17 protein-coding genes and 1 other RNA gene are annotated in these 25,057 nt (G+C 67.4%); 15 read left to right on the forward strand and 3 right to left on the reverse strand.

The window, feature by feature from the left end; all coding sequences use genetic code 11:
* Positions 1-54 precede the first annotated feature (54 nt).
* The 6 genes from mrcB to ACD584_RS08655 all read left to right on the forward strand — a co-directional run bounded on the left by mrcB (position 55) and on the right by ACD584_RS08655 (position 7,656).
* Positions 55-2,499: a penicillin-binding protein 1B gene (mrcB, locus tag ACD584_RS08630; protein WP_070690149.1), complete on the forward strand. Its 2,445-nt coding sequence runs from the start codon at positions 55-57 to the stop codon at positions 2,497-2,499.
* Between the two features lie 12 nt (positions 2,500-2,511).
* Positions 2,512-3,036, forward strand: a complete 525-nt coding sequence (locus ACD584_RS08635; RefSeq protein WP_011038054.1) for a hypothetical protein — start codon at positions 2,512-2,514, stop codon at positions 3,034-3,036.
* A gap of 502 nt (positions 3,037-3,538) precedes the next feature.
* Positions 3,539-5,545: an ATP-dependent DNA helicase gene (locus ACD584_RS08640; RefSeq protein WP_042594748.1), complete on the forward strand. Its 2,007-nt coding sequence runs from the start codon at positions 3,539-3,541 to the stop codon at positions 5,543-5,545.
* Positions 5,546-5,743: 198 nt separating this feature from the next.
* Positions 5,744-5,818, forward strand: a non-coding RNA gene (locus tag ACD584_RS08645) — sX9 sRNA.
* 195 nt (positions 5,819-6,013) lie between these two features.
* Entirely contained in the window at positions 6,014-6,733 is a 720-nt protein-coding gene (gene tsaB, locus ACD584_RS08650) for a tRNA (adenosine(37)-N6)-threonylcarbamoyltransferase complex dimerization subunit type 1 TsaB (RefSeq protein ID WP_076036996.1), read from the forward strand.
* The gene (locus ACD584_RS08655; RefSeq protein WP_012437701.1) at positions 6,733-7,656 is read left to right on the forward strand and encodes an ADP-ribosylglycohydrolase family protein; all 924 of its coding nucleotides are present in this window, start codon (positions 6,733-6,735) and stop codon (positions 7,654-7,656) included. Before tsaB ends, ACD584_RS08655 begins: the two co-directional genes overlap by 1 nt.
* Positions 7,657-7,872: 216 nt before the next feature.
* Here the strand turns inward: ACD584_RS08655 and ACD584_RS08660 are convergent, their stop codons facing one another.
* Together ACD584_RS08660 and gshB are read right to left on the reverse strand one after the other, a co-directional pair.
* Positions 7,873-8,748: an energy transducer TonB gene (locus ACD584_RS08660; RefSeq protein WP_012437702.1), complete on the reverse strand. Its 876-nt coding sequence runs from the start codon at positions 8,746-8,748 to the stop codon at positions 7,873-7,875.
* Positions 8,745-9,695: a glutathione synthase gene (gshB, locus tag ACD584_RS08665; RefSeq protein ID WP_012437703.1), complete on the reverse strand. Its 951-nt coding sequence runs from the start codon at positions 9,693-9,695 to the stop codon at positions 8,745-8,747. The genes ACD584_RS08660 and gshB overlap by 4 nt, the downstream gene beginning before the upstream one ends.
* 237 nt (positions 9,696-9,932) lie before the next feature.
* On the opposite strand from gshB, the gene pilG reads away from it, so the two are divergent.
* From pilG to ACD584_RS08705, 8 genes are all read left to right on the forward strand, one after another.
* Complete coding sequence (gene pilG, locus ACD584_RS08670; RefSeq protein WP_011038048.1) at positions 9,933-10,334, forward strand: twitching motility response regulator PilG; 402 nt, start codon at positions 9,933-9,935, stop codon at positions 10,332-10,334.
* Positions 10,335-10,351: 17 nt separating this feature from the next.
* Positions 10,352-10,714, forward strand: coding sequence for a PleD family two-component system response regulator (locus tag ACD584_RS08675; protein WP_011038047.1), 363 nt, complete (start codon positions 10,352-10,354; stop codon positions 10,712-10,714).
* Complete coding sequence (locus tag ACD584_RS08680; RefSeq protein ID WP_014508568.1) at positions 10,714-11,244, forward strand: chemotaxis protein CheW; 531 nt, start codon at positions 10,714-10,716, stop codon at positions 11,242-11,244. Before ACD584_RS08675 ends, ACD584_RS08680 begins: the two co-directional genes overlap by 1 nt.
* 39 nt (positions 11,245-11,283) lie before the next feature.
* The gene (locus ACD584_RS08685; protein WP_011038045.1) at positions 11,284-13,320 is read left to right on the forward strand and encodes a methyl-accepting chemotaxis protein; all 2,037 of its coding nucleotides are present in this window, start codon (positions 11,284-11,286) and stop codon (positions 13,318-13,320) included.
* Positions 13,321-13,433: 113 nt separating this feature from the next.
* The gene (locus ACD584_RS08690; protein WP_181921308.1) at positions 13,434-20,459 is read left to right on the forward strand and encodes an Hpt domain-containing protein; all 7,026 of its coding nucleotides are present in this window, start codon (positions 13,434-13,436) and stop codon (positions 20,457-20,459) included.
* 7 nt (positions 20,460-20,466) lie between these two features.
* Positions 20,467-21,648, forward strand: coding sequence for a chemotaxis protein CheB (locus ACD584_RS08695; RefSeq protein ID WP_076036994.1), 1,182 nt, complete (start codon positions 20,467-20,469; stop codon positions 21,646-21,648).
* Positions 21,649-21,682: 34 nt separating this feature from the next.
* The gene (locus ACD584_RS08700; protein ID WP_012437706.1) at positions 21,683-22,159 is read left to right on the forward strand and encodes a chemotaxis protein CheW; all 477 of its coding nucleotides are present in this window, start codon (positions 21,683-21,685) and stop codon (positions 22,157-22,159) included.
* A gap of 307 nt (positions 22,160-22,466) precedes the next feature.
* The gene (locus tag ACD584_RS08705) at positions 22,467-23,039 is read left to right on the forward strand and encodes a GNAT family N-acetyltransferase (protein ID WP_070690161.1); all 573 of its coding nucleotides are present in this window, start codon (positions 22,467-22,469) and stop codon (positions 23,037-23,039) included.
* 243 nt (positions 23,040-23,282) lie between these two features.
* Here ACD584_RS08705 and ACD584_RS08710 read toward each other — a convergent pair whose 3' ends face one another.
* Positions 23,283-23,702 carry a hypothetical protein gene (locus ACD584_RS08710; RefSeq protein WP_227971292.1) on the reverse strand — a complete coding sequence of 140 codons (420 nt, stop codon included), beginning with the start codon at positions 23,700-23,702 and terminating at the stop codon, positions 23,283-23,285.
* Positions 23,703-24,528: 826 nt separating this feature from the next.
* Between ACD584_RS08710 and ACD584_RS08715 the strand changes: the two genes are divergently transcribed.
* Entirely contained in the window at positions 24,529-24,714 is a 186-nt protein-coding gene (locus ACD584_RS08715) for a hypothetical protein (RefSeq protein ID WP_258870913.1), read from the forward strand.
* Positions 24,715-25,057 lie beyond the last annotated feature (343 nt).

Below are 25,057 nucleotides of genomic sequence, written 5' to 3' on the forward strand. Positions count from 1 at the left end.
GCAGCCACGACAGGGCTGCGCTAGACTCGCCGGACTCTACATTCTCGCATCCCTGTGCCCCGACGCTACGATCACGACGCTCCCGACGATTTCGAGGACGACTCCACCGAGCAAGGCTCCCGCTGGCAACGCAGGCTGATCGTCTGGGGCCTGGCGGCATTCGCGCTGGCGCTCGGTTTCCTGATCCCGTACACGATGTACCTGAACAAGCAGGTGACCCAGCGTTTCGGGGAACTGCGCTGGCAGATCCCCACGCGTGTGTACGGCCGGCCACTGGTGCTGGTGCCGGGCAAGGCGCTGGACGCAGCCACGCTGAAGACCGAGCTGGACGCGGCGTCCTACCGTGATGACGGCCTCGGCAAGCTGGCGGGCACCTATCAGCAGGACGGCAGCCGCTTCGTGATTGCCAGCCGTGGCTACATCGACGTGGACGGGCAGGTGCCGGCGCGTCGGATCGAGGTTGCGCTGTCCGCTGGACGGGTAGCCAGTGTGCGCGATGCGGCCGACCGCAAGACGCTCAAGAGCGCGCGGCTGGATCCGGCACGCATTGCCACGCTGTACGGCCAGAAGCAGGAAGAGCGCCGCCTGGTGCGCATGGAAGAAGTGCCCGAGCTGCTGGTCACCGGCCTGCAGGCGGTGGAAGATCGCGATTTCAACAGCCACCACGGCATCGACCTGAGCGGCATGGTGCGCGCGGCCTGGATCATGGCGCGCTCCGGCGGCCAGGTGCGCCAGGGTGCCAGCACGCTGACCCAGCAGCTTGCGCGCAGCGGCCTGCTCGGCATCGGCAAGGAACAGACGGTCACCCGTAAGTTCAACGAGATTTTGTATGCGGTGATCATGGAGGCGCGCTACGACAAGCGCACCATCCTGGAGGCGTATCTCAACCAGGTGTACCTGGGCCAGCGCGGCGGGCAGGCCGTGCACGGCGTGTCGTCCGGTGCGGAGCTGTGGTTCGGCCGCGAGCTGGGCTCGATGACCACCGAACAGGTTGCGCTGCTGATCGGCCTGGTCAAGGGGCCGTCGTATTACGACCCGCGACGCAGCCCCGCACGCGCGCTGGACCGGCGCAATTTCGTGCTGGGCAAACTGCGCGAGAACAATCTCATCGACGAGGCCGAGTACAAGCGCGCGCTGGCCGCGCCGCTCGGCGTGCCCAAGGAGCCGGGCCTGGTCGCCGCCAATCGCTTCCCGGCCTACGTGGACCTGGTGCGCCGGCAACTGGCGCATGACTACCCGGAAGGCGTGCTGCAGGGCGCCGGCATGAGCGTGCTCACCGGCATGTCGCCGTCTGCGCAGGCGTATGCCGAAGGTGCGGTGACCGGCACCATCAAGCGGCTGGACAACAAGAAGCGCCCGCCGTTGCAGGCCGGCCTGGTGCTGACCGACGTGCATAACGGCGATGTGCTGGCGGTGGTCGGCAGCCGCGACGTGGCCAAGCCCGGTTTCAACCGCGCCGTGGAAGCGCAGCGCCAGGTTGGCTCGCTGCTCAAGCCCTTCGTCTACTTGCTGGCACTGGCCTCACCGGACCGTTGGGCGTTGTCCAGCTGGGTCGACGATTCTCCGGTGACCGTGCAGCTTGCGCGCGGCAAGACCTGGTCGCCCGGCAATTCGGACAACCGCAGCCATGGCACGGTGCGCCTGATCGATGCGCTGGCGCATTCGTACAACCAGGCCACGGTGCGGGTGGGCATGCAGGTGGGTCCGGAGCGCGTGGCGCAGTTGATCCAGGTGCTGGCCGGAATCAAGGCCGAGACCAATCCTTCGTTGATCCTGGGCGCTACCGACCAGAGCCCGTACGGCATGGCGCAGCTGTACCAGTTCCTGGCCGCCGGTGGCGAGATCCAGCCGCTGCATGCGGTGCGCGGCGTGCTCGATCCGCAGGGCAAATTGCTCAAGCGCTACGACAAGACCCCGGCACCGGCGCAGGAAGGCGATTCGGTCGCCGCCAACCTGATCAGCATCGGTCTGCAGCAGGTGGTCAGCGGTGGTACCGCGCGCCAGTTGCTCGGCGATGGCCTGGGGCGGTTGTCGCCGGCCGGCAAGACCGGCACCTCCAACGACGGCCGCGACAGCTGGTATGCCGGCTACACCGGCGACCATCTGGCGGTGATCTGGATGGGCAACGACCAGAACGCCGAAACCGGCCTGTATGGCGCCACCGGCTCGATGCGGGTGTGGTCGAGCATCTTTGCGCGGCTGCCGAGCGCGCCGTTGAAGGTCAGCGGCAAGGGCCTGGATTGGCAGTGGGTGGACGCCAGCGGCACCGGCGTCACCGACGCCGGCTGTCCCGGCGCGCGCCAGTTCCCGTTCGTGGTCGGCTTCACCCCGGCGTACGCGTCGTGCGCCGGCAACGCACCGTCCATCGAAGGGGCGCCTGCCGACGGCAGCGCACCGGCCGAGCAATCCAGCGGCGGCGGCTGGCGCCGGTTCTTCGGTCTGGACAAGAAGACCGAAACGCCCGCGGCCGCACCTGCCTCGCCCCCACCTGCGCACTGACAGGAACGACTCATGATCCGATTGCACCGTTTGCTTGCCCTTGTTGGCGTCCTTGCCACCCTGACCGCCTGCATCAGCGCGCCGCCCGCGCCACCACCGGCGCCGGTGGACACCACCACCCCGGCGCAACGGCTGGCCTTGATCGAACGCGAAGCCGGCGTCGACGATACCGAGCTGTCGGTGCAGCCGCTGCGCGACCCGCAAGTGGACGATCTGCGCGAAACCGCCAAGGCCAAGCGCCAGATCGGCGACCTGGCCGCGGCGGCGGCCGCGCTCGATCAGGCATTGGGCCTGGTCTCCGGTGACCCGGCAATTCTGCAGGAGCGCGCCGAAGTGGCCGTGTTGCAGGGCGATTGGAATGCTTCCGAGCGCTTTGCCAAGCAGGCCATCGAACTGGGTTCCAAGACCGGCCCGCTGTGCCGCCGGCATTGGGCGACCATCGAGCAGGCGCGCCTGGCGCGTGGCGAAAAAGAAAACGCGGCCTCGGCCAAGGCGCAGATCGTCGGGTGCACGGTGCCGGGCGTGAAGCGGTATTGATCGGGGTGCAGGGCGGGTAGCCGCCCTGAGAGTGGGGTGCAACGCGCGCCGCTGCATGTGCTGCGTTGATGCGTGAGGGCGGTTAGGCGTGCATCCTGCGTGCGGGGGCGCTCGAAGCTTTGAGTTGCGCGCGATCCACGGCATGTTGCGTGTCGTGTTCGCTCGTGGCTTCCTGGCATGTCATGCCGATGGTCCGAAACCTTGCCGGTAGGCCGGAAGGTCCTGGAGACCACGGCGTGCCCCAAGGCGCGGCGTCGGCAGCCGGGTAGCGCATTCAAGCTCCAAGCCGTCCCGTGGCCGCCAACGATTAGCGCCTCACGTTGAGGCCGGCAGTCGCGTGGTGCCACGCCGCCCGAACCAGGATCCGCGCCCAGGCCCGTCCTTCACACCCAGGCCCGTCTTTCAACAGCACCGCCTCGCGTGCGATCCGCCATGCCCCGCCAAGGCAGCGGCCGCGCACACGCGTTAGGCTGTTGCGTTCCCCACGCTGTCGTCGTCCGTCATGTCCCAACTTGCCACTGCCAGCATCGAGGCGCTCAGCGAAGGCGGGGCGCTCGCGCGCCAGCTCGACGCGTTCGCGCCACGTGCCGCGCAGTTGCGCCTGACCGGCGCCATTGCCGAGGCCTTCGAACAGCGCGACGTGCTGCTGGCCGAGGCCGGTACCGGCACCGGCAAGACCTATGCGTATCTGGTGCCGGCGTTGTTGTCCGGGCTGAAGACCATCGTCTCCACCGGCACGCGTGCGCTGCAGGACCAGCTGTTCCATCGCGATCTGCCGCGCGTGCGCGCCGCGCTCGGCATCGGTCTGCGCAGTGCGCTGCTCAAGGGACGCGCCAATTATCTGTGCAAGTACCGCACCCAGCAGGCGCGGGGTGAACCCCGGTTTGCCAGCCCCGAGCAGGTCACCCAGTTCCAGCGCATCGTCGCCTGGAGTGGGCGCACCCAGTTCGGCGACATGGCCGAGCTGGATGCATTGCCGGACGACTCGCCGCTGCTGCCGATGGTCACCTCCACCGTCGACAACTGCCTGGGCACGGAATGCCCGTTCTATTCCGAATGTTTCGTGGTGCAGGCCCGGCAGCGCGCCCAGGCGGCCGATCTGGTGGTGGTCAACCACCATCTGTTGCTGGCCGATCTGGCGCTCAAGCAGGAGGGGTTTGGCGAAATCCTGCCGGGCGCGCAGGCCTTCGTGATCGACGAGGCGCATCAGCTTCCGGAACTGGCGGCCAATTTCTTCGGCGAGAGTTTCGGCATGCGGCCGTGGCAGGAACTGGCCCGCGATTGCATGGTGGAGGCGCGCTTGGTGGCCGGCGCGCAGGCCAGCCTGCAGGCGCCGATCCTGGCGCTGGACGACGCCCTGCGCGGGCTACGCGCAGGCATGGAAGGCCTGCCGCCGCGCGGCACGCAATGGCGCGCGCTGGCCAAGCCGCAGGTGCGCGAGGGCTTCGATGCGGTGCTGTCCGCGCTGGCGCGGCTGGGCGAGGCGTTGCTGCCGTTGCGCGAAGCTTCGCCGGGGTTTGACGGCTGCACGGCGCGTGCGCAGGAGGCGCTCAATCGCCTGTCGCGCTGGTTGGGCGAAGACGTACCGGTGCCGGATTTCGAACAGGACCTGCCGGAAACGGTGGACAACGACGTGCTGTGGTACGAGCTCAGCCCGCGCGGCTTTCGTTGCCAGCGCACGCCGCTGGATGTGTCCGGCCCGTTGCGCGAGCACCGCGAAAAATCGCAGGCGGCGTGGGTGTTTACTTCCGCCACGCTGGCGGTGGGCGGGGAGTTCGACCACATCGCCTTGCGGCTGGGCTTGAACGACCCGATCACCTTGCTGCAGCCCAGCCCGTTCGATTGGGCGCGCCAGGCGCTGTGTTATCTGCCGCCAAATCTGCCGGACCCGGCCGCGCGCGGTTTCGGCACGGCGCTGATCGCCGCATTGCATCCGGTGCTGGAAGCCTCCAATGGCCGTGCGTTCTTGCTGTTCGCCTCGCACCGCGCCCTGCGTGAAGCGGCCGAAGCCCTGCGCGATGGGCCGTGGCCGTTGTTCGTGCAGGGCGAGGCGCCGCGCGCGACCTTGCTGCAGCGTTTCCGCACCTCGGGCAATGGCGTGCTGCTCGGTTCGGCCAGCTTCCGCGAGGGCGTGGACGTAGTTGGCGATGCGTTGAGCGTGGTGGTGATCGACAAGCTGCCGTTCGCCGCGCCTGACGACCCGGTGTTCGAGGCACGCCTGGATGCGATCCGCCGCGACGGCGGCAATCCCTTCCGCGATGAACAATTGCCGCAGGCGGTGATCGCGCTCAAGCAGGGCGTGGGCCGGCTGATCCGCAGCGAAACCGATCGCGGCGTGCTGGTGTTATGCGACCCGCGGCTGTTGAACAAGGGCTACGGACGTACCTTCCTGAATTCGTTGCCGCCATTTTCGCGCACCCGCGAGATCGATGATGTGCGTGCGTTTTTCGGTGCGGAGCCCGAGGCTGGCCAGGCCGGATCAGAGGTTGCGACGTTGCTGCCCGACTGAGCAGCTGTCAGGCGCGATTGCGTCGCTGCGCGCGGATGGATTCGCTGCGAAGACTGCTGCAGGTACGCATGCCGAACTGTGCCAAAGGCGCTGCCGACAGCGGCACTGCCGCACGGTCGCCGCTGATGCAAATCTTAGAGCAGCTATCAAAACGACTGCGCAGCCGGCAGGCGGGCGCGGCCGGTGCTCGGAATCGGCATGTACCCCCGTACACTCCGGTTCCTCCGCGCCGTCCGCATCCACCTGACGGCTGCTCGCTGCGTATTGTAAGCCGCTCTTAATCAGTGCTGCTGCGAGCCTCCCGTCAACGCAGCACGTGGCGTCATCCATCGACACAGACGCCCCGCCGCATGCCGCCAACCCGCTAAGACCCGGCTTACGCCCCGACTCGGGCGCCCCAGGTCGATCAGTTAAGCTTTGCGTCTCTCCGGGCCCCGATTCCCGGTCCCTGATTCACGGTTCTCGCCCATGAAAATCCTCGCATTCGAAACCTCCACCGAAGCCTGCTCCGTCGCGCTGCATGTCGATGGAGCCGTACGTGAGCGCTTCGAACTCGCGCCACGCCGGCATGCCGAGCTGGCGCTGCCCTGGGCCGAGCAGCTGCTTGCCGAAGCCGGCATCAGCCGCCGCCAGCTGGATGCGATTGCAGTGGGCCGCGGGCCCGGTGCCTTCACCGGCGTGCGCCTGGCGATCGGTATCGCGCAGGGCATTGCATTGGCACTGGATCTGCCGGTGCTCGCCATCTCCACCCTGCAGGTCTTGGCACTGCGCGCACCGGCCGAGGCGAGCCATGCGCTGGCTTGCATCGATGCGCGGATGGGCGAGGTGTATGCCGGGCTGTTCGAGCGTCAGGGCGAGGCGCTACTGACGCTCGGGTCCGAAGTGGTCTGCGCGCCGGAAGCCGTGCTGCTGCCGCAAAGCACACCGCAGTGGGCCGGCGTCGGTACCGGCCTGGCTGCCGGCGAGATGCCGCTGCAGCAACGCTTCGCCGGCCGCCTGTCCAGCGTGGATGCGGCTGCGCTGCCACATGCCGCGGACCTGCTGACCTTGGCGCTGCCTGCAGCGCTGCGCGGCGAAGGCGTGGCGCCGGAGCGGGTGGAGCCGGCCTATCTGCGTGACAACGTCGCGCTCACCCTGGTCGAACAGCAGGCCGCACGCGCAGCGAAGGCGGCGGCGGTTCCACGTTGATGAATAGTGCAACGGTACAGGCGCGTTTCCGCGGTTGCCTGCTGGGACTGGCGGTGGGCGATGCAGTTGGCACCACGCTGGAATTCTGCGCGCCCGGCAGCTTCACCCCGATCACTGACATGCACGGTGGCGGGCCGTTCGCCTTGCGCGCCGGGCAATGGACCGACGACACCTCCATGGCGCTGTGCCTGGCGCACAGCCTGCTGTATCGGCAGGGCTTCGACGCCGCCGATCAGATGAACCGCTATTGCAACTGGTACCAGCACGGTTATCTCAGCAGCACCGGCACCTGTTTCGATATCGGTGGCACCGTCCGCCAGGCGCTGGAGCGCTATCTGGATGGCGGCCCGGCATTTAGCGGAAGCGACGACCCGCGCGCGGCGGGCAACGGCTCGCTGATGCGTCTGGCCCCGGTGGCGATGTTTTACGCGCAGCGTCCCGAGCAGCTGGGCGAGCGCGCCGCAGACAGCTCACGCACCACCCATGCCGCGCCAGAGGCGCTGGATGCGTGCCGCCTGTTTGCGTTCCAGCTGCGTGCTGCGCTGCTCGGCAGCGGCCGCGACGAGGTGTTGCAGCCAGCAGCGTTGCCGTCGCAATCGCTGGTGACGCCGGCAATTGGCGCGCTCTTGGTGCGCGCGCATGCATCCGTGGCACGTGCGCAGATCCGCGGCACCGGCTACGTCGTCGATGCGTTGTCGGCGGCGTTGTGGTGCTTCGCCACCACAGACACCTTTGCCGATGCAGTGTTGCGCGCCGCCAACCTCGGTGACGACGCCGACACCACCGCCGCGATCTGCGGGCAGCTGGCCGGCGCGTTCTACGGTATCGACGGCATTCCGGCGGCCTGGCGTGAACGGGTGCAGGATGCCGCCGAGATCATCGCATTGGCCGATCGCCTCTACGAAGCAGCGCAGGCGCTCTGACCGCGGCTGCGAAGCGCTGGTAAGCCAACGATGCGATCGATCGCCCGGCGTCCTGCATCTTTACGTGTGCGCAGCGATTGATTTGGCTATGTCCGGTCGCCACACATCGACGCGCGCTGCACTCCTGCGCGCAACGTGGGCACCTCTCAATACGCTATCGATTCACCAGCAGCGCGTGCCCAGGCAGTGCCCATGCAGCCCCGCGCGTATGCACGCTCAGCGGTCGTCGTGCAATTCGCCGCCGGGCAGGAACAACCAAGTGCGGGTGACCTGCAGGATGTCGACATCGTCCTTGCTGCGCGGCAGCGGCGGAAACGGCTGTGCCAGTTGCACCACCCGCAAGGCGGCCGCATCCAGCACCGGGGCGCCGCTGGAGACCAGTACACGGCTGCTTTCCACGCTGCCGTCGCGGCGCACGCCAACGGTGATCACCACCTTGCCGCCCAGTCGGCGGCGGCGCGCTTCGTCAGGGTAATTGAGGTTGCCGACCCGTTCGGCGCGGTCCACCCACGCGCGCAGATAATTCGCGTAGGCGTACTCGCGGGTACTGGCAGAGACGAACTTGCGGTTGGGGCGCTTGGCGTACTGCTCCGAGCGCAGATGCACCTCGGCCGCCAGCCGCGCCATCTCGGCATCGCGCTGCACGCGTTGCGCGTCGGCAGGCGAGAGCGGGTCGGTCTGCGGATTGGGTTGCGGGGTCGGCACGGCCTGTTCGCCGCGGCGGCTGGACACCACCCGCGTCTGCGTTGGCAAGGGCGCCTGCACGGTGGTGGCGCGCTGCGCCTGCGGCGCCAGCCCGTTGCGGTCTTGCGGCACCACGCCCGGTTGGCTGTCGCGCGGGCGCTGCGCGGTGTCGTGGTTGCCGCCGCCCTGCTGATTGGCCTGGGCCAGGAAGTCGGCCTGCTTGGGCGTCAGCGGGGTGCTGGTCTGGCTGAAGATCACATCCAGGGTGGGCACCAGCGGTGCGTCTTCGCTCACCGCAAAGCCCACGCACAGGATCAGCAGGCCATGCAGCAGCAGCGAGATCACCAGCGTCGCGGTCAGGCGCTGGCGTTCGTCCATCGGTGCAGGCAAGGCCGCGGCCGTGCTCATTGCGCGGTGCCGGCCTCGATCGCATCGAACAGCAGCCCGGCAATATTGAGCCCGAACTGCGCATCCAGCTCACGCACGCAGGTGGGGCTGGTGACGTTGACTTCGGTGAGGTAATCGCCGATCACGTCCAGGCCCACGAAGCGCATGCCGCGGCGTTTCATTTCCGGGCCCACCTGCGTGGCGATCCAGCGGTCGCGCTCGGACAGCGGGCGGCCTTCGCCACGGCCGCCGGCGGCCAGGTTGCCGCGGAACTCGTCGCCCTGCGGAATGCGCGCCAGGCAGTAGTCCACCGGCTCGCCGTCCACCAGCAGGATGCGCTTGTCGCCGGCAGTGATGTCGGGGATGAAGCGCTGCGCCAGGGTCAGCTTGCGGCCGCCATCGGTCAGCGTTTCCAGGATCACGTTGAGATTGGGGTCGCCGGTGCCGCTGCGGAAGATCGAGCGCCCGCCCATGCCGTCCAGCGGCTTGAGCACCGCCTGGCCATGTGCGAGCACGAACGCCTTCAGCGCGGCCGCGTCGCGGCTGACCAGGGTCGGCGGGCAGCACTGCGGGAACAGCAGCGCGGCCAGCTTCTCGTTGTAGTCGCGCAGGCCCTGCGGGTCGTTGACCACCTGGGCACCGGCGCGCTGGGCGACGCTCAGTACCTGGGTGTCGTAGATGAACTCGGCATCCACCGGCGGGTCCTTGCGCATCAGCACCACCTGGCCGGGACCAAACACCAGCTCGGTGAACGCGCCCAGGGTGAACCAGCTGGCCTTGTCCTCGCGCACGCTCAGCGGCGCGACCTGCGCCACGGCGCGTCCTTCATGCAGGCTGAGTCCGCCGGGGCGCACATAATGCAGGCGGTGACCACGGCGCTGGGCTTCCAGCAACATGGCGAAGGTGGTGTCTTTGGCGATCTTGATGGAGGCGATGGGATCCATCACCACGACGACGTCGAGCGACATGGGGCTAAACCTTTAGAACAAGCTGCCGATGGTAACTTCAAGCGGTGGGCGATGGCGCGCCCGGCGGGTTGCGAATGCGCGACTTCCCGGTCCAAGGGCGCCCTGCTGCGGTCGGAACGTCCGCCTGGCGGGGCCCCGGCAACGCACCCTTGACAGTCGATGCGGGTCTTGGGATATACATGTAGTTTCGTAGCGACGTCGGAAGGGATGAAGCGTCGCGCGCCCGGGGATATTTGCATGACTGAAAACATGGCTGCGGGTGGGGAACTCGCAGGACTGAAGGTGATGGTTATCGATGATTCGAAGACCATTCGCCGCACTGCCGAAACGCTGCTCAAGCGCGAAGGCTGTGAAGTGGTGACAGCGACGGACGGATTCGAGGCACTGGCCAAAATTGCGGACCAGCAACCTCAGATCATTTTCGTGGACATCATGATGCCGCGCCTGGATGGGTACCAGACGTGCGCGTTGATCAAGGGCAACCAGCTCTTCAAGTCGACGCCGGTGATCATGTTGTCTTCCAAGGATGGCCTGTTTGACAAGGCACGCGGCCGCATCGTCGGCTCCGAGCAATATCTGACCAAGCCATTCACCCGTGAAGAACTACTGAGCGCGATCCGTACGTACGTCAACGCCTGACCAGGGGGAAAGGCAACATGGCTCGAATCATATTGATCGAGGACTCGCCCACCGACCGGGCAGTCTTCAGTCAATGGCTGGAAAAAGCTGGCCATACGGTCGTCGCCACCGACAATGCCGAAGAGGGACTTGAGCTGATTCGCAGCCAGGCGCCCGATCTGGTGCTGATGGATGTGGTGCTGCCCGGCATGAGCGGCTTCCAAGCCACACGTGCACTTGCGCGCGATCAGGCAACCAAGGACATCCCCGTGCTGCTGGTCAGCACCAAGGGCATGGAAACCGACAAGGCCTGGGGATTGCGGCAGGGTGCAAGCGACTACATCGTCAAGCCGCCGCGCGAGGACGATCTGATCGCGCGCATCAAACAACTGGTGCGTTGATGCGTTCTCCATTCGACATTCTCGAAGACTACGAGCGCCGTAGCCTTGCGCACGCCACGCCGCTGCCCGAACGTCAGTTCTCGGCCGATATCTGGCGTGGCGTGGGGTATCGCGTTGGCACCCGCCGGCTGGTCTCGGATTTCCGCGAAGTCGCCGAAATCGTGCCGATGCCGCCGGTCACGCCGGTGCCGGGCGCGCAACCCTGGCTGCTGGGCGTGGGCAACCTGCGCGGCAACCTGTTCCCGGTGATCGATCTGAAGCAGTTCCTGGAGGGCCGGCGCACGGTGCTGCAGGAAGGCCAACGCGTGCTGATCATGCGTCAGAGCGGCGGCGACGTCGCGCTGACCATCGATGAGCTGTACGGCCAGCGCAGCTTCGAACAGGCGCAGGCGGTCGAACCGGGCGAGTTGGCGCAAGGCCGCTACGCCCACTTCATCGATCGTGCTTTCCGCAACGAGACGCAGGACTGGGGTGTGTTCTCCCTGGCGTTGCTGTCACGCACTCCTGAATTCCGGCAGGCCGCGGCCTAAGCCGCGACCCCGCCACGTCATACAGATCGAGGTCGAACCATGAGTACCGCCCCGGACGCCCGCAAGACCAACAAGCTCGGCAGCGTCAGCACCAGCTTCTGGCTTGGCCTGCTGGTGTTGTCGATGATCGTGTTCGGCGCCAATACCGGCGTCGCCACCTGGCAAGGCAGCCGCCTGGCCGGTGCCAGCACCGGCGCGGCCGACCTGCAGGTGCTCTCGCAACAGCTGGCCAACCAGGGCCGCGAAGCGGTCTCCGGTGACGCCAAGGCCTATGCCGCGTTCAAGGAGACCAAGGGCCGCATCGACAGCACGGTGAGCGAACTGGATGGCCGCTACGGCCAGGAAGGCTCGGTCTCTGGCGCGATGGCGCAACTCAAGTCGACCTGGGTGCCGCTGAGCAAGAACGCCGACCAGGTGATCGCCAGCGAACCGGCCGTGCTCGGCCTGGCCGGCAATGCCGACCGCTTCTCCGGCAGCGTGCCGCAGCTGCAGGCGCAGTTGAACGAAGTGGTGCGCGCAATGACCGTCAGCGGCGCGCCCGCGTCGCAGATCTACAACACGCTGCAGCAGGTCGTGGTCGCCGGCACCATGGCGCGCCGGGTGACCGAAATGCGCGCTGGTGGCGCCAATGCGGCGTCCTCGGGCGACGCGCTGGCACGCGACTCGGTGGTGTTCACGCAGATGCTCGAAGGCCTGCGCGCCGGTAACGACGAACTCGGCATTGCCGCGGTGCGTAACCCGGCCGCGCTGTCGGCACTGGAGCAGTCGCAGGCGCAGTGGACGACGATGAAGAAGGACGTCGACGCCATTCTGGCCAGCTCGCGCAATCTGTTCGCCGCGCAATCCTCGGCCGCGGCGCTGACCGCCGGCTCGAGCAAGATGCTCGACGACAGCAAGAAACTGTTCGATGCGTTCTCCGCGTTCGGTTCGGTGCGTGACACGCGCCTGTTCCCGAACTTCTGGCTGGGCGTGGTCTCCGGTTTGCTGGCGCTGCTGGCGATTATCGGATTCGTGTGGAGTACGGTGCGTGCGCGCTCGCGCGAGCAGGACGTGCGCTACCAGTCGCAGGTGGAATTCAACAGCCGTAACCAGCAGGCCATCATGCGGTTGCTGGACGAAATCAGCTCGCTCGGTGAGGGCGACCTGACCGTGAAGGCCTCGGTGACCGAGGACATGACCGGCGCCATCGCCGACGCAATCAACTACGCCGTGGACGAGCTGCGCCACCTGGTGACCACGATCAACGACACCTCGGCCAAGGTGGCCGTGTCGACCGAGGAAACCCAGGCCACTGCAATGCAGCTGGCCGATGCGGCCGGCCAGCAGGCCAACCAGATCACCACCGCTTCCGAGCGCATCAGCGAAATCGCCGCCAGTATTGAGCAGGTGTCGCGCAACTCCACCGAGTCGGCCGAAGTGGCGCAGCGCTCGGTGGTGATCGCCGCCGAGGGTGCCGGCGTGGTGCGCGAGACGATCCAGGGCATGGACCAGATCCGCGACCAGATCCAGGAAACCTCCAAGCGCATCAAGCGCCTGGGCGAGTCTTCGCAGGAAATCGGCTCGATCGTGGAACTGATCAACGACATTTCCGAGCAGACCAACATCCTGGCGCTCAACGCCGCGGTGCAGGCCGCCTCGGCAGGCGAGGCCGGTCGCGGTTTCGCGGTCGTGGCCGACGAAGTGCAACGCCTGGCAGAACGCACCTCCAGTGCGACCCGACGCATCGAAGGCCTGGTCCAGACCATTCAGGCCGATACCAACGAGGCGGTCAGCTCGATGGAGCAGACCACCTCCGAAGTGGTGTCCGGTGCACGCCTGGCTGAAGACGCCGGCACCGCGCTGACCGAAATCGAGCGCGTGTCCAATGCACTGAACAACTTGATCAAGAACATCTCCATCGCCGCGCACCAGCAGTCCGCTGCGGCGGCGGACATCACACAGACCATGGGCGTGATCCGTCAGATCACCAGTCAGACCTCGCAGGGTGCAGGCAAGACGGCCGCGTCGATCGGCAATCTGGCCCAGCTGGCGGCCGATCTGCGCCGTTCGGTTGCCGACTTCAAGCTGCCGGCGTGACCACGACGCGGAACGGGAAAGGATCAGCAGATGGCGCGTAGTCGCGTTACGTCGATGCAGGAATGGGCCAAGCGCCGCAATTGCGGTCGTGCGGTCGTTGTCAGGGGGCTGCAATGAGTGCGCTTCGCGATGCGATGAGCCACGCCGCACTGGGCTGGGTCAAGCCGGAGCTGGATGAAACGTTGCGCCAGGCGCGCAACGAGATCGAGTACTTCGCCGAAGAACCGTCCGACACCAGTCGGATGCGGTTCTGCGCGGGCTATCTGCACCAGGTGCAGGGCACGTTGCGGATGGTCGAGCTGTACGCGCCGGCGATGGTGGCCGAAGAACTGGAACTGCTCGCCAACGCGGTGCAGGCCGGTGAGGTCAGCGACCGCGACGAGGCCTGCGCGATGCTGATGCGCGGCACCGTGCTGCTGCCCGATTACCTGGAGCGCCTGCAAAACGGCCACCGCGACATTCCGATCGTGCTGCTGCCGCTGCTCAACGAGATCCGTGCCACGCGCGGCCAGCCGGGTCTCAACGAGAGCGTGCTGTTCGCCTTCGATCCGCAGGCCGGTGTTGCCACCGAGGCCGAGCTGGATCACGCCCGCGGCAGCCTGAGCGGACGTAACCGCGAATTGCTCGACACCGTCGGCAATGCGGTCAAGGAAGAACTGCTGCGCGTCAAGGACGCGCTGGACCTGCATCTGCGCACCGGCGGCGACATCGCCGAGCTGCAGACCCAGGTCAACGAACTCGGCAGCGTGGCCGACACGCTGGGCATGATGGGCCTGGGTGTTGCACGCAACGTGGTGGTACAGCAGCGTGATGCGCTGGCCCGCGTGGTCGATGGCCAGGTGCAGATGGACGAAGGCGTGCTGCTGGATATCGCCGGCGCGCTGCTGTACGTGGATGCCTCGCTGGACGATCAGGTCGCCAGCCTCGGTGCCGACGTCGGCGAAGCCGGCGATGAAGCCAGCACCAGTGCCAGCGCGTCGGAAGTGCGTCGCACGGTCGACGTGCTGGCGCAGGAAGCGATTGCCAACTTCGGTGCCGCGCGCGAACACTTCGTCGCCTTCATCGAGACCAACTGGGACCACGCCCGCCTCACCGACGTGCCGCATCTGCTGGGCGAAGTGGGCGGCGCGCTGCGGATTCTGGAATTGCCGCAGGCCGCCGATTACCTGGAAGGCGTGCGCCGTTATGTCGATCTGGAACTGATCGGCAAGCAGCGCGTCCCCAGTGGTCGCCAGCTGGACACCCTGGCCGATGCCATGGCCAGCCTGGAGTACTACCTGGAAGCCCTGCGCGAGCGCCGTCCCGGCCGCGAGGAAATCCTCGACATCACCCGCAACAGCCTGGAAACCCTGCGTTACTGGCCGTTGCCGTCGGGCCAGCCGTCCGAACTGCCGGTGGGCGCCGACCAACCCGGCGCGGCCGAACCGCAGCCTGCGGTGGTGCCGTTCGCACAGCAGCTCAGCGAGCCGAACCCGGCCGCCAACGACGCCGCGCCCGCTGCGTCGCTGGAATGGGCCAACGAGACCGTGCATGAAGCGCCGTTTGCCGACAGCGCGGTGCAGGACACCGGCGCTGCGGCAGCCGACAGCGTGTTCTCGTTCGACCCGGTGGCTGCGGAAGAAACCGTGTCCGGCCAGTCGCACGTGCCCTTCACCATTACCCCGGTGGCCTTGTCCGATGACGGCGCGCAGGCGTCGGGCAGCTGGCAGCTGGACACCACCGAGCAGAGCGCACCGCCGACGTTGTCGGCGTTCGACCCGGTCTCGGCCGAGCAGGACGGCAGCGATGCCGAGGCCGCGCAGGTCAGCTATACCGTCGATCTGAGTGCGCTGGAACAGGACGTGCCTGTCGTGCCGGTGGTGGCCGAGGAGGCTCCGCTGCAGATCGAGCAGATCGACCTGCCGGGCGAAGACACCATTGCGCCGCTGGAGTTCATCACCCCGGTGCAGTCGCAGCGTGCCGGCAGCCTCGAGGATGCGTTCTCGCCGCCGCCCCCGCAGGAAGACGACAACCCGTTCGTGGAATCGGCGCCTGAGCCGACGCCGGAACCGGCCGAACCGACCACCGAGGCCGCGGGCCCGCGCGTGCAGCAGGCCACGGTCAGCGAATTCGAGCTGGACGATGCGTCCGCCGCGTTCCTGGCGCAGCTGGATGCCGCTGCCCAACAGTTCGACGTCGATGGCGCACCCGCCACGCCGGCAACCGCCGATGCGGCAGCGACGCCGGTTGCAGATGCACCTGCGCCGGTCGCGGCAGAGGCCGGTATTTTCGGCGGCTTCGGCGACAGCGATATCGATGACGACATCCGCGACGTGTTCCTGGAGGAATTCGACGAGGAACTGGTCAACTTGGGGCAGCTGCTGCCGGTGTGGCGCGCTGCCCCGCACAGCCAGGAAAACCTGCGCCCGATCCGCCGTGTCTTCCACACCCTGAAGGGCAGTGGCCGTCTGGTGGGCGCCAGCACACTCGGCGAGTTCAGCTGGAAGATCGAGAGCATGCTTAACCGCGTGCTCGACAACTCGCGGCCGGCCAGCCCGGCGGTGGTGGCGATGGTCGAACTGGCCTACGCGGTGCTGCCGCAGTTCAATGCCGCACTGCGCGATCAGGGCCGCATCAGCGCCGATCTGCCGGACATCCAGGCCGTGGCCGAGCGCGTGGCCGCTGGCGAAGAAGCCTATTACGTGCCCGCCGTGCAGGCCGTGGCCGAGGCGCCGGTGATCCCGGCGCTGCCCGCCGGCACCACGCCGATCACCGAAGGCACGCCCGCGTCGGTGGACAGCGTGTTGCGCGAAATTTTGGAAGCGGAAGTCGCCACCCATCTGGAAACCGTGCATGGCTGGCTGCAGGCCGCCCAGCACGGCCCGCAGTTGGCAACCGAAGAGCTATTGCGTGCCGTGCACACCATGAGCGGCGCGTTCGCCATGACCGACGTGCCGGAAATCACCCTGGTCACCACGCCGGCCGAAAGCTATGTGAAGCGACTGCTCGGCGCGTCGGCCACGCCGTCTGCAGAGGGCGTGGAAGCGCTGGCTGCCACCGCGGCGGCGATTGCCACCACGGTGACCGCGCTGCGCGCCGATGCGCCGCTGATTCCGTCGTTCGCGCCGCTCACCGAGCGCCTGCGCGGGCTGGTGGACGAGCTGCCGGAAGCGCAGTGGCCGCCACAGGTATTCCTGGACGAACTGGAAGAGGTGGATACCGCGCAGGACACCGCCGGCATCGAACTGACGGGTGTGCAAGACCTGTCGCGCTACGTCGATGCGGATGCGTTGGCGACTACCGGCGATGTATCTGCACAGGCCGCCGGCGACGCGACGTTGGACGCCCAGCCGCAGGACGACGCGCCAATTGCAGTCGACGAACTGGCCACCGCCGAAGCCGACGACAGCACCGCGCTGTCGCTGGACGACGCCGCGCCACGCGAAACGATCAGCGACACCGCCGAGCTCGAACAGCAACTGCGTGAAGCGATCGACGCGGTGCCGATGTCGGCCGATGCCTCGCTCGATGACGCGCCGCAGGCCGACAGCGATGCCGATGCCGAACTGACCACCGCCCAGGACACGGTTGCCGACGAACCGGTGCTTGCCGCCGATGCCTGGGACGCGACCGATCTGCAGACCACCGCGCCGGCCGATGTCGATGCGCATGCCGGTGATCGGACGCAAGAGGATGCGACGACGGATCACGCGGCTGACGAGGCCGAGCACACCGCGCACGCCGAGACAGAGGCCGCGACCTTGGTGGCTAGCGATGCGGTGGCCGTCGATGAACTTGCCGAGGCCGAAGCACGCCTGGGCGATGCGCAGACTCTGGACGTGCCGTCGCTGGATGAGGCGCAGGCCGAGCAGCACGCGTCGAGCGACCTGCAGGCCGAGCAGCACGCGTCGAGCGACCTGCAGGCCGAGCAGGGCGAACAGCCCTCCGAGCAGACGCACGCCGATGCCGATGCTCTGGGTGAGCATGCCGAACAGCAAGATCAAGATCGCGACGAACACGCGGCCGATACGTCGGTCGAGACGATCGACGCGTTGGAAGCGGTGCACGCCGGGACCGACGCGAACGATGGCGCGTATGCGCCGGTAGCCGAGGAATGGACACCGGAAACTGCCGCACTGGATAGCGTGGACACCACGCACGCGATGCAGGATTCCGGGCAGCAGGAGCAGCACGAACTGCCGCACGACCACGTGCAGCCGTCCGAGCACTTCGACACGCAGGACGGCGCCGCCGCCCACGATCACGACCAGCAGGTGGCTGACGAGGCCGCGTTGCTGGCGGTGGATGGCGCGCAGCCACTCGATGCGTTTGCCGCATCGAGCGAGACCGACGCAGCGCAACTGGACGACGCACCGCTGGAGCACGCAGAGGCAGGCGACAGCGTGCCGGCGCAGACCATCGAGTCGGTGCAGGCGTTCGAGATGGCGCAGGTCGCCGACCGTGTGGAACAAGCCGGCGATCCGCTGGCCGACACCTTGCCCAGCGAGGCGATTGCCGACGTTGCACCGGCGCAGGACGCCGCCGCTGGCGATGCGGACAGCAGCAACGACCAAGTCGCCGACGATGCCGATCGCAGCAGCGATCAGGGCGCCGCGCAGCTGCACGACACCACGCGTGACGCGCAGGACGAGCACGTCGAGCACGCCGAGCACGTCGAACAGGTCGCGCAGGAAGAGCCCGCCGTCACCGCAGAAGATGCAGCAGCCAGCGCAGAAGAAGACACCGCGCCGGTGGCCTTCAGTGCGCCGGTGGAAGAGGCGGCACCGGCCGACACCACCGCCAACGATGCCGGCGCTGCCTTCGATATCGGCCCGCTCAACTTCGACGAGCTCGATGGCGAACTGGTCGACATCTTTGTCGAGGAAGGCCGCGACCTGCTCGACCATTGCGATGGCCTGATCGCCCGCATGCGCGAAGTGCCGGAAGACCGCGATGTCCTCAACGGACTGCAGCGAGATCTGCACACGCTCAAGGGCGGCGCGCGCATGGCCGGCATCAACGCCATTGGCGATCTTGGGCACGCGATCGAATCGCTGCTCGAAGCCGTGGCCGCCAACCGCACCGACATCGATCGCGATGACGTGCGGCTGTTCGAGCGCGGCTTCGATCGCCTGCACCAGTTGTTGACCCGCACCGGCATGCACCGCGCCGTGGCGATGCCGGTCGATTTGGTGGAAGCCTTCGAAACCCGCACCCGTGGCCGTAGCACCGCACCGCAAACCGACGCCGATGTGCGTGCCATCGCCAAGGCCTCGGTCGAGCCGGCACCGCTGTCGGCACCGATCCCGGTGGATGGTCAGGTCGAAGAGGATTTCCTGCCGCGTGTGCAGCAGGAGCAGGTGCGCGTGCGCGCCGATCTGCTCGACCGTCTGGTCAACCACGCCGGCGAAGTGGCGATCTACCGTTCGCGGCTGGAACAGCAGCTGGGTGCCTTCCGCGGCGCCATGGGCGAACTGGATCGCACCAACGCCCGTCTGCGCGACCAGTTGCGTCGTCTGGATCTGGAAACCGAAGCGCAGATCGTTGCGCGCTATCAGCGTGAGCAGGACCAGGGCGATCGCACCTTCGATCCGCTGGAACTGGACCGCTTCTCCACCCTGCAGCAGCTCAGCCGCGCGTTGAACGAATCGGCGGCCGACTTGGGCGGCCTGCAAGGGGTGCTGGAAGACCTCTCGCGTCAGTACGACGGCCTGCTGCAACAGCAGTCGCGCGTCAGTTCCGAACTGCAGGACGGCCTGATGCGTGCGCGCATGGTGCCGTTCGACGGCCTGGTGCCGCGTCTGCGCCGTGTGGTGCGCCAGGCGGCTACCGAAACCGGCAAGCAGGTGCATCTGGTGCTGGAAGGCACCCAGGGCGAACTGGACCGCAACGTGCTCGATCGCATGGTCGCGCCGCTGGAACACATGCTGCGCAACTCGGTGGCGCACGGGCTGGAAACGCCCGAGCAGCGCCGCGACGCCGGCAAGCCGGAAGAAGGCAGCATCGCGATCCGCCTGCGCCGCGAAGGCTCGGAAATCGTGCTGGAAGTGGCCGATGACGGCGCCGGGCTGGACCGCGAGGCGATCCGTCGCCGTGGCGAACAGCGCGGCCTGATCGAGCCTGGCCAGGAGCTCAGCGAGGCCGAACTGGATGGCCTGATCTTCGCGTCCGGCTTCAGCACCTTCGACCAGGTCAGCCAGCTGGCCGGCCGTGGCGTGGGCATGGACGTGGTGCGCAACGAAGTGCGTCAGCTCGGCGGCTCGGTGGACATCCACTCGGTGCGCGGCCAGGGCGTCACCTTCACCCTGCGCCTGCCGCAGACGCTGGCGGTCACCCAGGCGGTGTTCGTGCGGATCGGCGAAACCACCTTCGCGGTGCCGGTGGGTTCGGTCAGCGGTATCGGCCGCATCTCGCGCACCCGTTACGAGTCGGGCGAGGGCGGTTACCACTACGCCGGCGAAGAGTACGTGCTGCACGACCTCGGCTCGCTGGTCGGCCAGCCGGTTGCGCGTGCCGATGGCCAGGCGCAGGTGCCGTTGCTGCTGGTGCGTGCCGGTGATCTGCGCGCCGCCGTGGCGATCGATCAGGTGCTGGGCAACCGCGAAATCGTGGTCAAGCCGGTGGGCCTGCAGATTGCCTCGGTACCGGGCATCTACGGCGCCACCATCACCGGCGATGGCCGTGTGGTAGTGATCCTGGACGTCGCGCCGCTGGTGCGTCGTTACCTGACCCAGCCGGCACGTCCGGCGCTGGAAACGCCGGCCGAAGCGCAGCGCCAGGTGCCGTTGGTGATGGTGGTGGACGATTCGCTGACCATGCGCAAGGTCACCAGCCGCGTGCTGGAACGCCACAACCTGGACGTGACCACCGCCCGCGACGGTGTCGAGGCGCTGGAGCTGCTCGAAGAGCGCGTGCCCGACCTGATGCTGCTGGATATCGAAATGCCGCGCATGGACGGCTACGAATTGGCGACCGCGATGCGGGCCGATCCGCGCTTCAAGGCGGTGCCGATCGTGATGATCACCTCGCGCAGTGGCGAGAAGCATCGCCAGCGTGCCTTCGAGATCGGCGTGCAACGTTATCTGGGCAAGCCCTACCAAGAGTTGGATCTGATGCGAAACGTGTATGACCTGCTGGGGATCGCCCGTGTCCGAGAATAATGGCGCAATGGGAACGCCGGTCGCCCTGCTGGGCCGGCCCGGTCCGGCGCGCGAGCGCCTGCGTGAAGCCCTGACACTGGCCGGTGCGCAGGTCGTGCTGGAAGACGAGCCGGCAGCGGTCGACGTGCAGATGCTGCGCGATGCCGAGCCGGTCGCCGTGCTGGTCGCGCTGGAGCCGGCAATCGAAGATGCGCTCGAAGCCCTGGAGCCGGCCTTCAACATGCCGGGCGTCACGGTGATCTTCGACGAGGCCGAGCTGACCGTACGCCGCGAGGGCTGGGAAGCGCAGCGCTGGGTGCGCCATCTGGCCGCCAAGCTGCACGGCCATGCCGATGTGCTGCCGCCCGGCACCGAAAGCGAGCCATCGTTGCAGCCCGAGCCGGGCCTGGCGTTCGTTTCTAATCGTCAGGATTCGGACCTTCAGCTGGATCAGCATCTGGAAGCGGCCGCGCATGCCTTTGAACGTGTGCCTGGCGATGCGATGTTTAGCCACGTAGCCGAGGCCGCACCTGCGGTGTCTGCGTCGACACCGGCGCTGGGCGATTCCAGCACCTGGGGCCTGGTCGATGAGGTGGCCGTGGTGGTGCGTCCGCGCAGCGAGCCGGATATGGCCGCGCTGTCCACGGGCAGCCTGTCGCTGGTGGATCTGGACCAGGCTGCGGCCAGTGAGGGTGCGGTGCTGGTGATGGCCGGGATTGGCGGGCCGGATGCGATCCGCCGCCTGCTGGCCGCGCTGCCGCCGGCCTTCCCGCGCCCGCTGCTGGTGCGCATGGCGCTGGATGGCGGGCAGTACGGCAACCTGGTGCGGCAGATGGGCCGGGTGTCGGCGTTGCCGGTGGAGCTGGGAGAGATTGGCCAGCCGATCGAGGCTGGCAAGGTCTATGTGTTGTCCGACGAGGTCGGCGTGCAGCAGCAGGCCGGTGCATTGGCGTTTGCCGCGCAGACCGACCCGGCGGCGCTGGTGGCCGCGTTGCCGCCGGCCGACAGCGCGGTGCTGATGCTCAGTGGTGCCAACGAAGCACTGGTCGAGGCCACGCTGGCCCTGGCCGGGCAGGGTGGTTGGGTAGCCGGGCAATCCGCCGATGGCTGCTACGACCCGGCCGCCGCCGCGCGCCTGGCGCAGCAGGGCATGCTTTCCGGTGACCCGGCGCAGTTGGCGCAGGCGTTGGCGCAGCGTTGGCCGGCGTAAGCCGGGCGTTCCCACCCAGATTGGAAGACAAGCGATGAGCTACGCCAACAATGACGAAATCCGCGGCGTCCTGATCCAGGCCGGGCAGGAGCGCGTGCTGCTGCCCAACGCCACGGTGGCCGAGGTGATGTCGCGCGTGGCGGTGGAGCCGCTGGCCGACATGCCGCGCTGGATGGTCGGCCGCATCGACTGGTACGGCTGGAAGGTGCCGCTGCTGTCGTTCGCGCGCCTGAGTGGCATGGGCGAAGAGCCCACCGCGCTCAACAACAAGGTGATCGTGCTGAAGGCGCTGGGTGGCAACCCGGTGCTGCCGTATTTCGCATTGCTCACTGCCTCGTTCCCGCAGCTGATTTCGGTACCGCGCGATGGCCTGCTGGCCGACGCCTCCGAAGATGTGCTGCCCGACGGCGTGCACATGCGTGTGCTGCTGGGCGAACAGAGTGCGTTGCTGCCCGACCTGGACGCCATCGAGGCGCAGGTGGGCCAGGCGCTCGCCGCCGCGGCCGCCTGACACCAACGCCCCACGGCTGCGTGACCGCCACGCAGCCATGTGTGCCATCGCCTCCGGTAGCGAACGTAGCGACGCGATGGATGCGTTGCAGCGCTGCTCGTTTAGAGCGGCCACGGGTGCCCTGTTTCAGCCGTCGTTCTTTCTATCCAGATGAGCCGCGCATGCTGCGGTTGCATGCGGGGGTCGCCCTTGTTGCTGCGGCTACGCGCTGTGCGAATGGCCTGCCTGAAACGCTGTTTTTCGCGATGCAGTTGATCGGCGCGAGCGTGCCGCGTTTGGGCAGGATGCGTCGTTCGAGCGCGCCACCGTGAGCATTCCGGTGTTTGCACCGCTACGGCATGCCGACGGCGTGGTGTTGTGCGACCTGGCCGTGGTGGACCCAGCAGCCATGGCCGAGTACCACACCCGCAATCGCGCTCACCTGGCCGATGCCATGCCGGCACGGCCGCCGGCGTTCTACACGACCGATGGCTGGCGGCGCCTGTGCATCGCGTACCGCACTGCAGTGCCAGGCGAGCGCGAACTCCAGCTGGTGTTGCTGATGGAGAGCCAGGTGATTGGCACGCTGGGCTTTACCCAGATCCAGCGCGGTGCGTTTCAGGCCTGCCACATGGGCTACGGGCTGGATGCGCAGCAGCAGGGCCGTGGCCTGATCCACTGGGCTGCCACCCAGGGCATTGCTTTTGTATTCGAGGCGCTGGGCCTGCACCGCGTAATGGCGCAGTACGTGCCCGAGAATCAGCGCAGTGCGCGCGTGTTGCAGCGCCTGGGCTTCCAGGTGGAAGGGCAGGCGCGCCGCTATCTGCAGTTGAACGGCGTGTGGCGCGACCATGTGCTGACCAGCCTGCTGCGTGAGGATGGGTTTCCGGTTGAGGAGTGATGGATGGCCTTTGAGTAACCGTTGCACTCGGTTGCATGCGCTTGGTCGGTCACGCGTTCTCAGTCGTTGTTTAGGTTGGTGTTGAGAGCGGAGTTGCGGATGGACACGCTTCTGGATGTATCGCGCTGTTTAAAGAAGTCTGGAAACGGCGAAGGCCACATGGAGTGGGGCGACACGAACGCCCGTGTGAGCGTCAAAGTCATTGCGGCCCAGCGGCTACGGCTGCTCGACAGGCCGCTGGGATCATTCCTGCGCGTTGCTGGAAGAGACGTCCACGCGCAGCTGGTCCGCTGCCAGCTGCGTGTCCTGCAAAACGTCCACGCGCGTGGTCCAGCCGCGTTGCTGAATCTGCTTGCGCAAACCCGCGGCCCAGCGTTGTACAGCCGGTGCGTCGGGCGCTGCAGCCCACAGACGGATGCGCGGTGGCGCAGTGTTGGGCGCACGTTGGGCGAACCACGCGGTAGGGCGTACCGAAAGTGCGACGACCTCGCCTGCGGGTCGTGGCGCCGGGGATGGTTTGGCGGGGACCTGCATCGCAAGCGACGCTTCGGCAGGCAGCGGTGCCGACTGGATATCGCGCTGCGCGTCGTTATGGATGAGCGGTGCGCGACGCGCTGACGCGCTGAACTGACCGACCACGGTTGCAGCCGGGACGGATGCCATGTCGGCAGGCGATATGGAGGATGTGGATCTGCTGCGGTCCATCACCGAGGATGGTGCGTCTGACTCTGCCGATGTGCGCGACGGCATCGCAGCAGGGCGCATCAGTGTTGTCTGTGCAAGCGATGCATCGGCAGACGCATCTGCCTGGCTCGCGGCGATCGGTGCAGGCGGTGGTGGCGCTGCGGTGGGTGCGGCTTCGGCTGCAGCATTGCCTTCGGCCATGGGTTCCGGCAACGACGGCGCCGCTGCGACTGCGAATTCGTAGGGCGCCGGTGGCGCTGGTGCCGCTGCCGGTCGTGCAACGGCAGGCGCCAACGGAGGCGCAGGGGCCGGCGGCGATTTGACTGTGACTACGGGCGCTTCGGCGGGCGAGGGCGGAGCAGGCGGCGCAGATGCACGGGCAGATGCAGGTGCATCGATGGGCGCCTGCACGGCCATCGAAGACGCTGCGGGCGCATCGATCAGCTGTGCCATCGGAAGTGGCGGTTGGCCAGGATCTGTCTCTGCCTTCTGTGCGTCCGGTGTGGTGGTTGGCGCTACGTCCATCGCAGCATCGGGCACGGGTTGATGGGCCTGCCATTGCAGCCCCACACCGACGGCGAGCGTGATCGAGGCGGCAAATGCGAGTGTCGGCATCCAGCGCCGCCGCCGTGTGCTCCTGAGGGCTGGCGTTGCGGGCACATGCGTGTCAGCCATGGCAGGCTGCGGTGTTTGCGTCGTTGCCGCTGCAGCTACCTCGCGCGTATCGCGTTCGGAGGCGGGCTGAGGAACAGGCCCGGTGGACGCTTGTGCTGCATGTGCGTGCACCTGCTTGCCCGGGCGATGATTGTCGCTGTCGCTGTCGCTGTCGCTGTCGCTGTCGCTGTCGCTGTCGCTGTCGCTGTCGCTGTCGCTGTCGCTGTCGCTGTCGCTGTCGCTGTTGGTTTTGTTGTTGCTGTTGATTTCAAACCGACGTGCTGAGGCAGCCTCCGCGAGATCACTTAGCGCAGCAGGTGCAGCCGCTCCCGTGTAAAGCTCCGAATCCGACGGCGCATCTCCGCGCGATGAAACGCTGCGAACAAATGCAGTGGGCCGCTCCGCCAGCTCCACGTGCTGTTGCGCGTCGATCCACGCGCGCGCCTGTGCGCTCAATGGCGCACCGACTGCCTGCACGGCATCCACGCCGTGTGCGAGTTGCGTCTGCACTGCCTGTCGCTGCGACGCCTGTGCCTGATCGGCCTGCGCAGCAGCAGCAGAAAATGCTGCCTGCAGGCTGGCTGGTGGCTCGAAATCAAACGTCTGCGCTCCCGCAGCGCGGATCACTGGTGCCGCCCCGGCTTGCGCTTGCGGTGCTTCTGCTGCGGCTCCTGCTGTGG

Source organism: Xanthomonas sp. NCPPB 2922 (genome assembly GCF_041520885.1).
GTDB lineage: Bacteria > Pseudomonadota > Gammaproteobacteria > Xanthomonadales > Xanthomonadaceae > Xanthomonas > Xanthomonas campestris.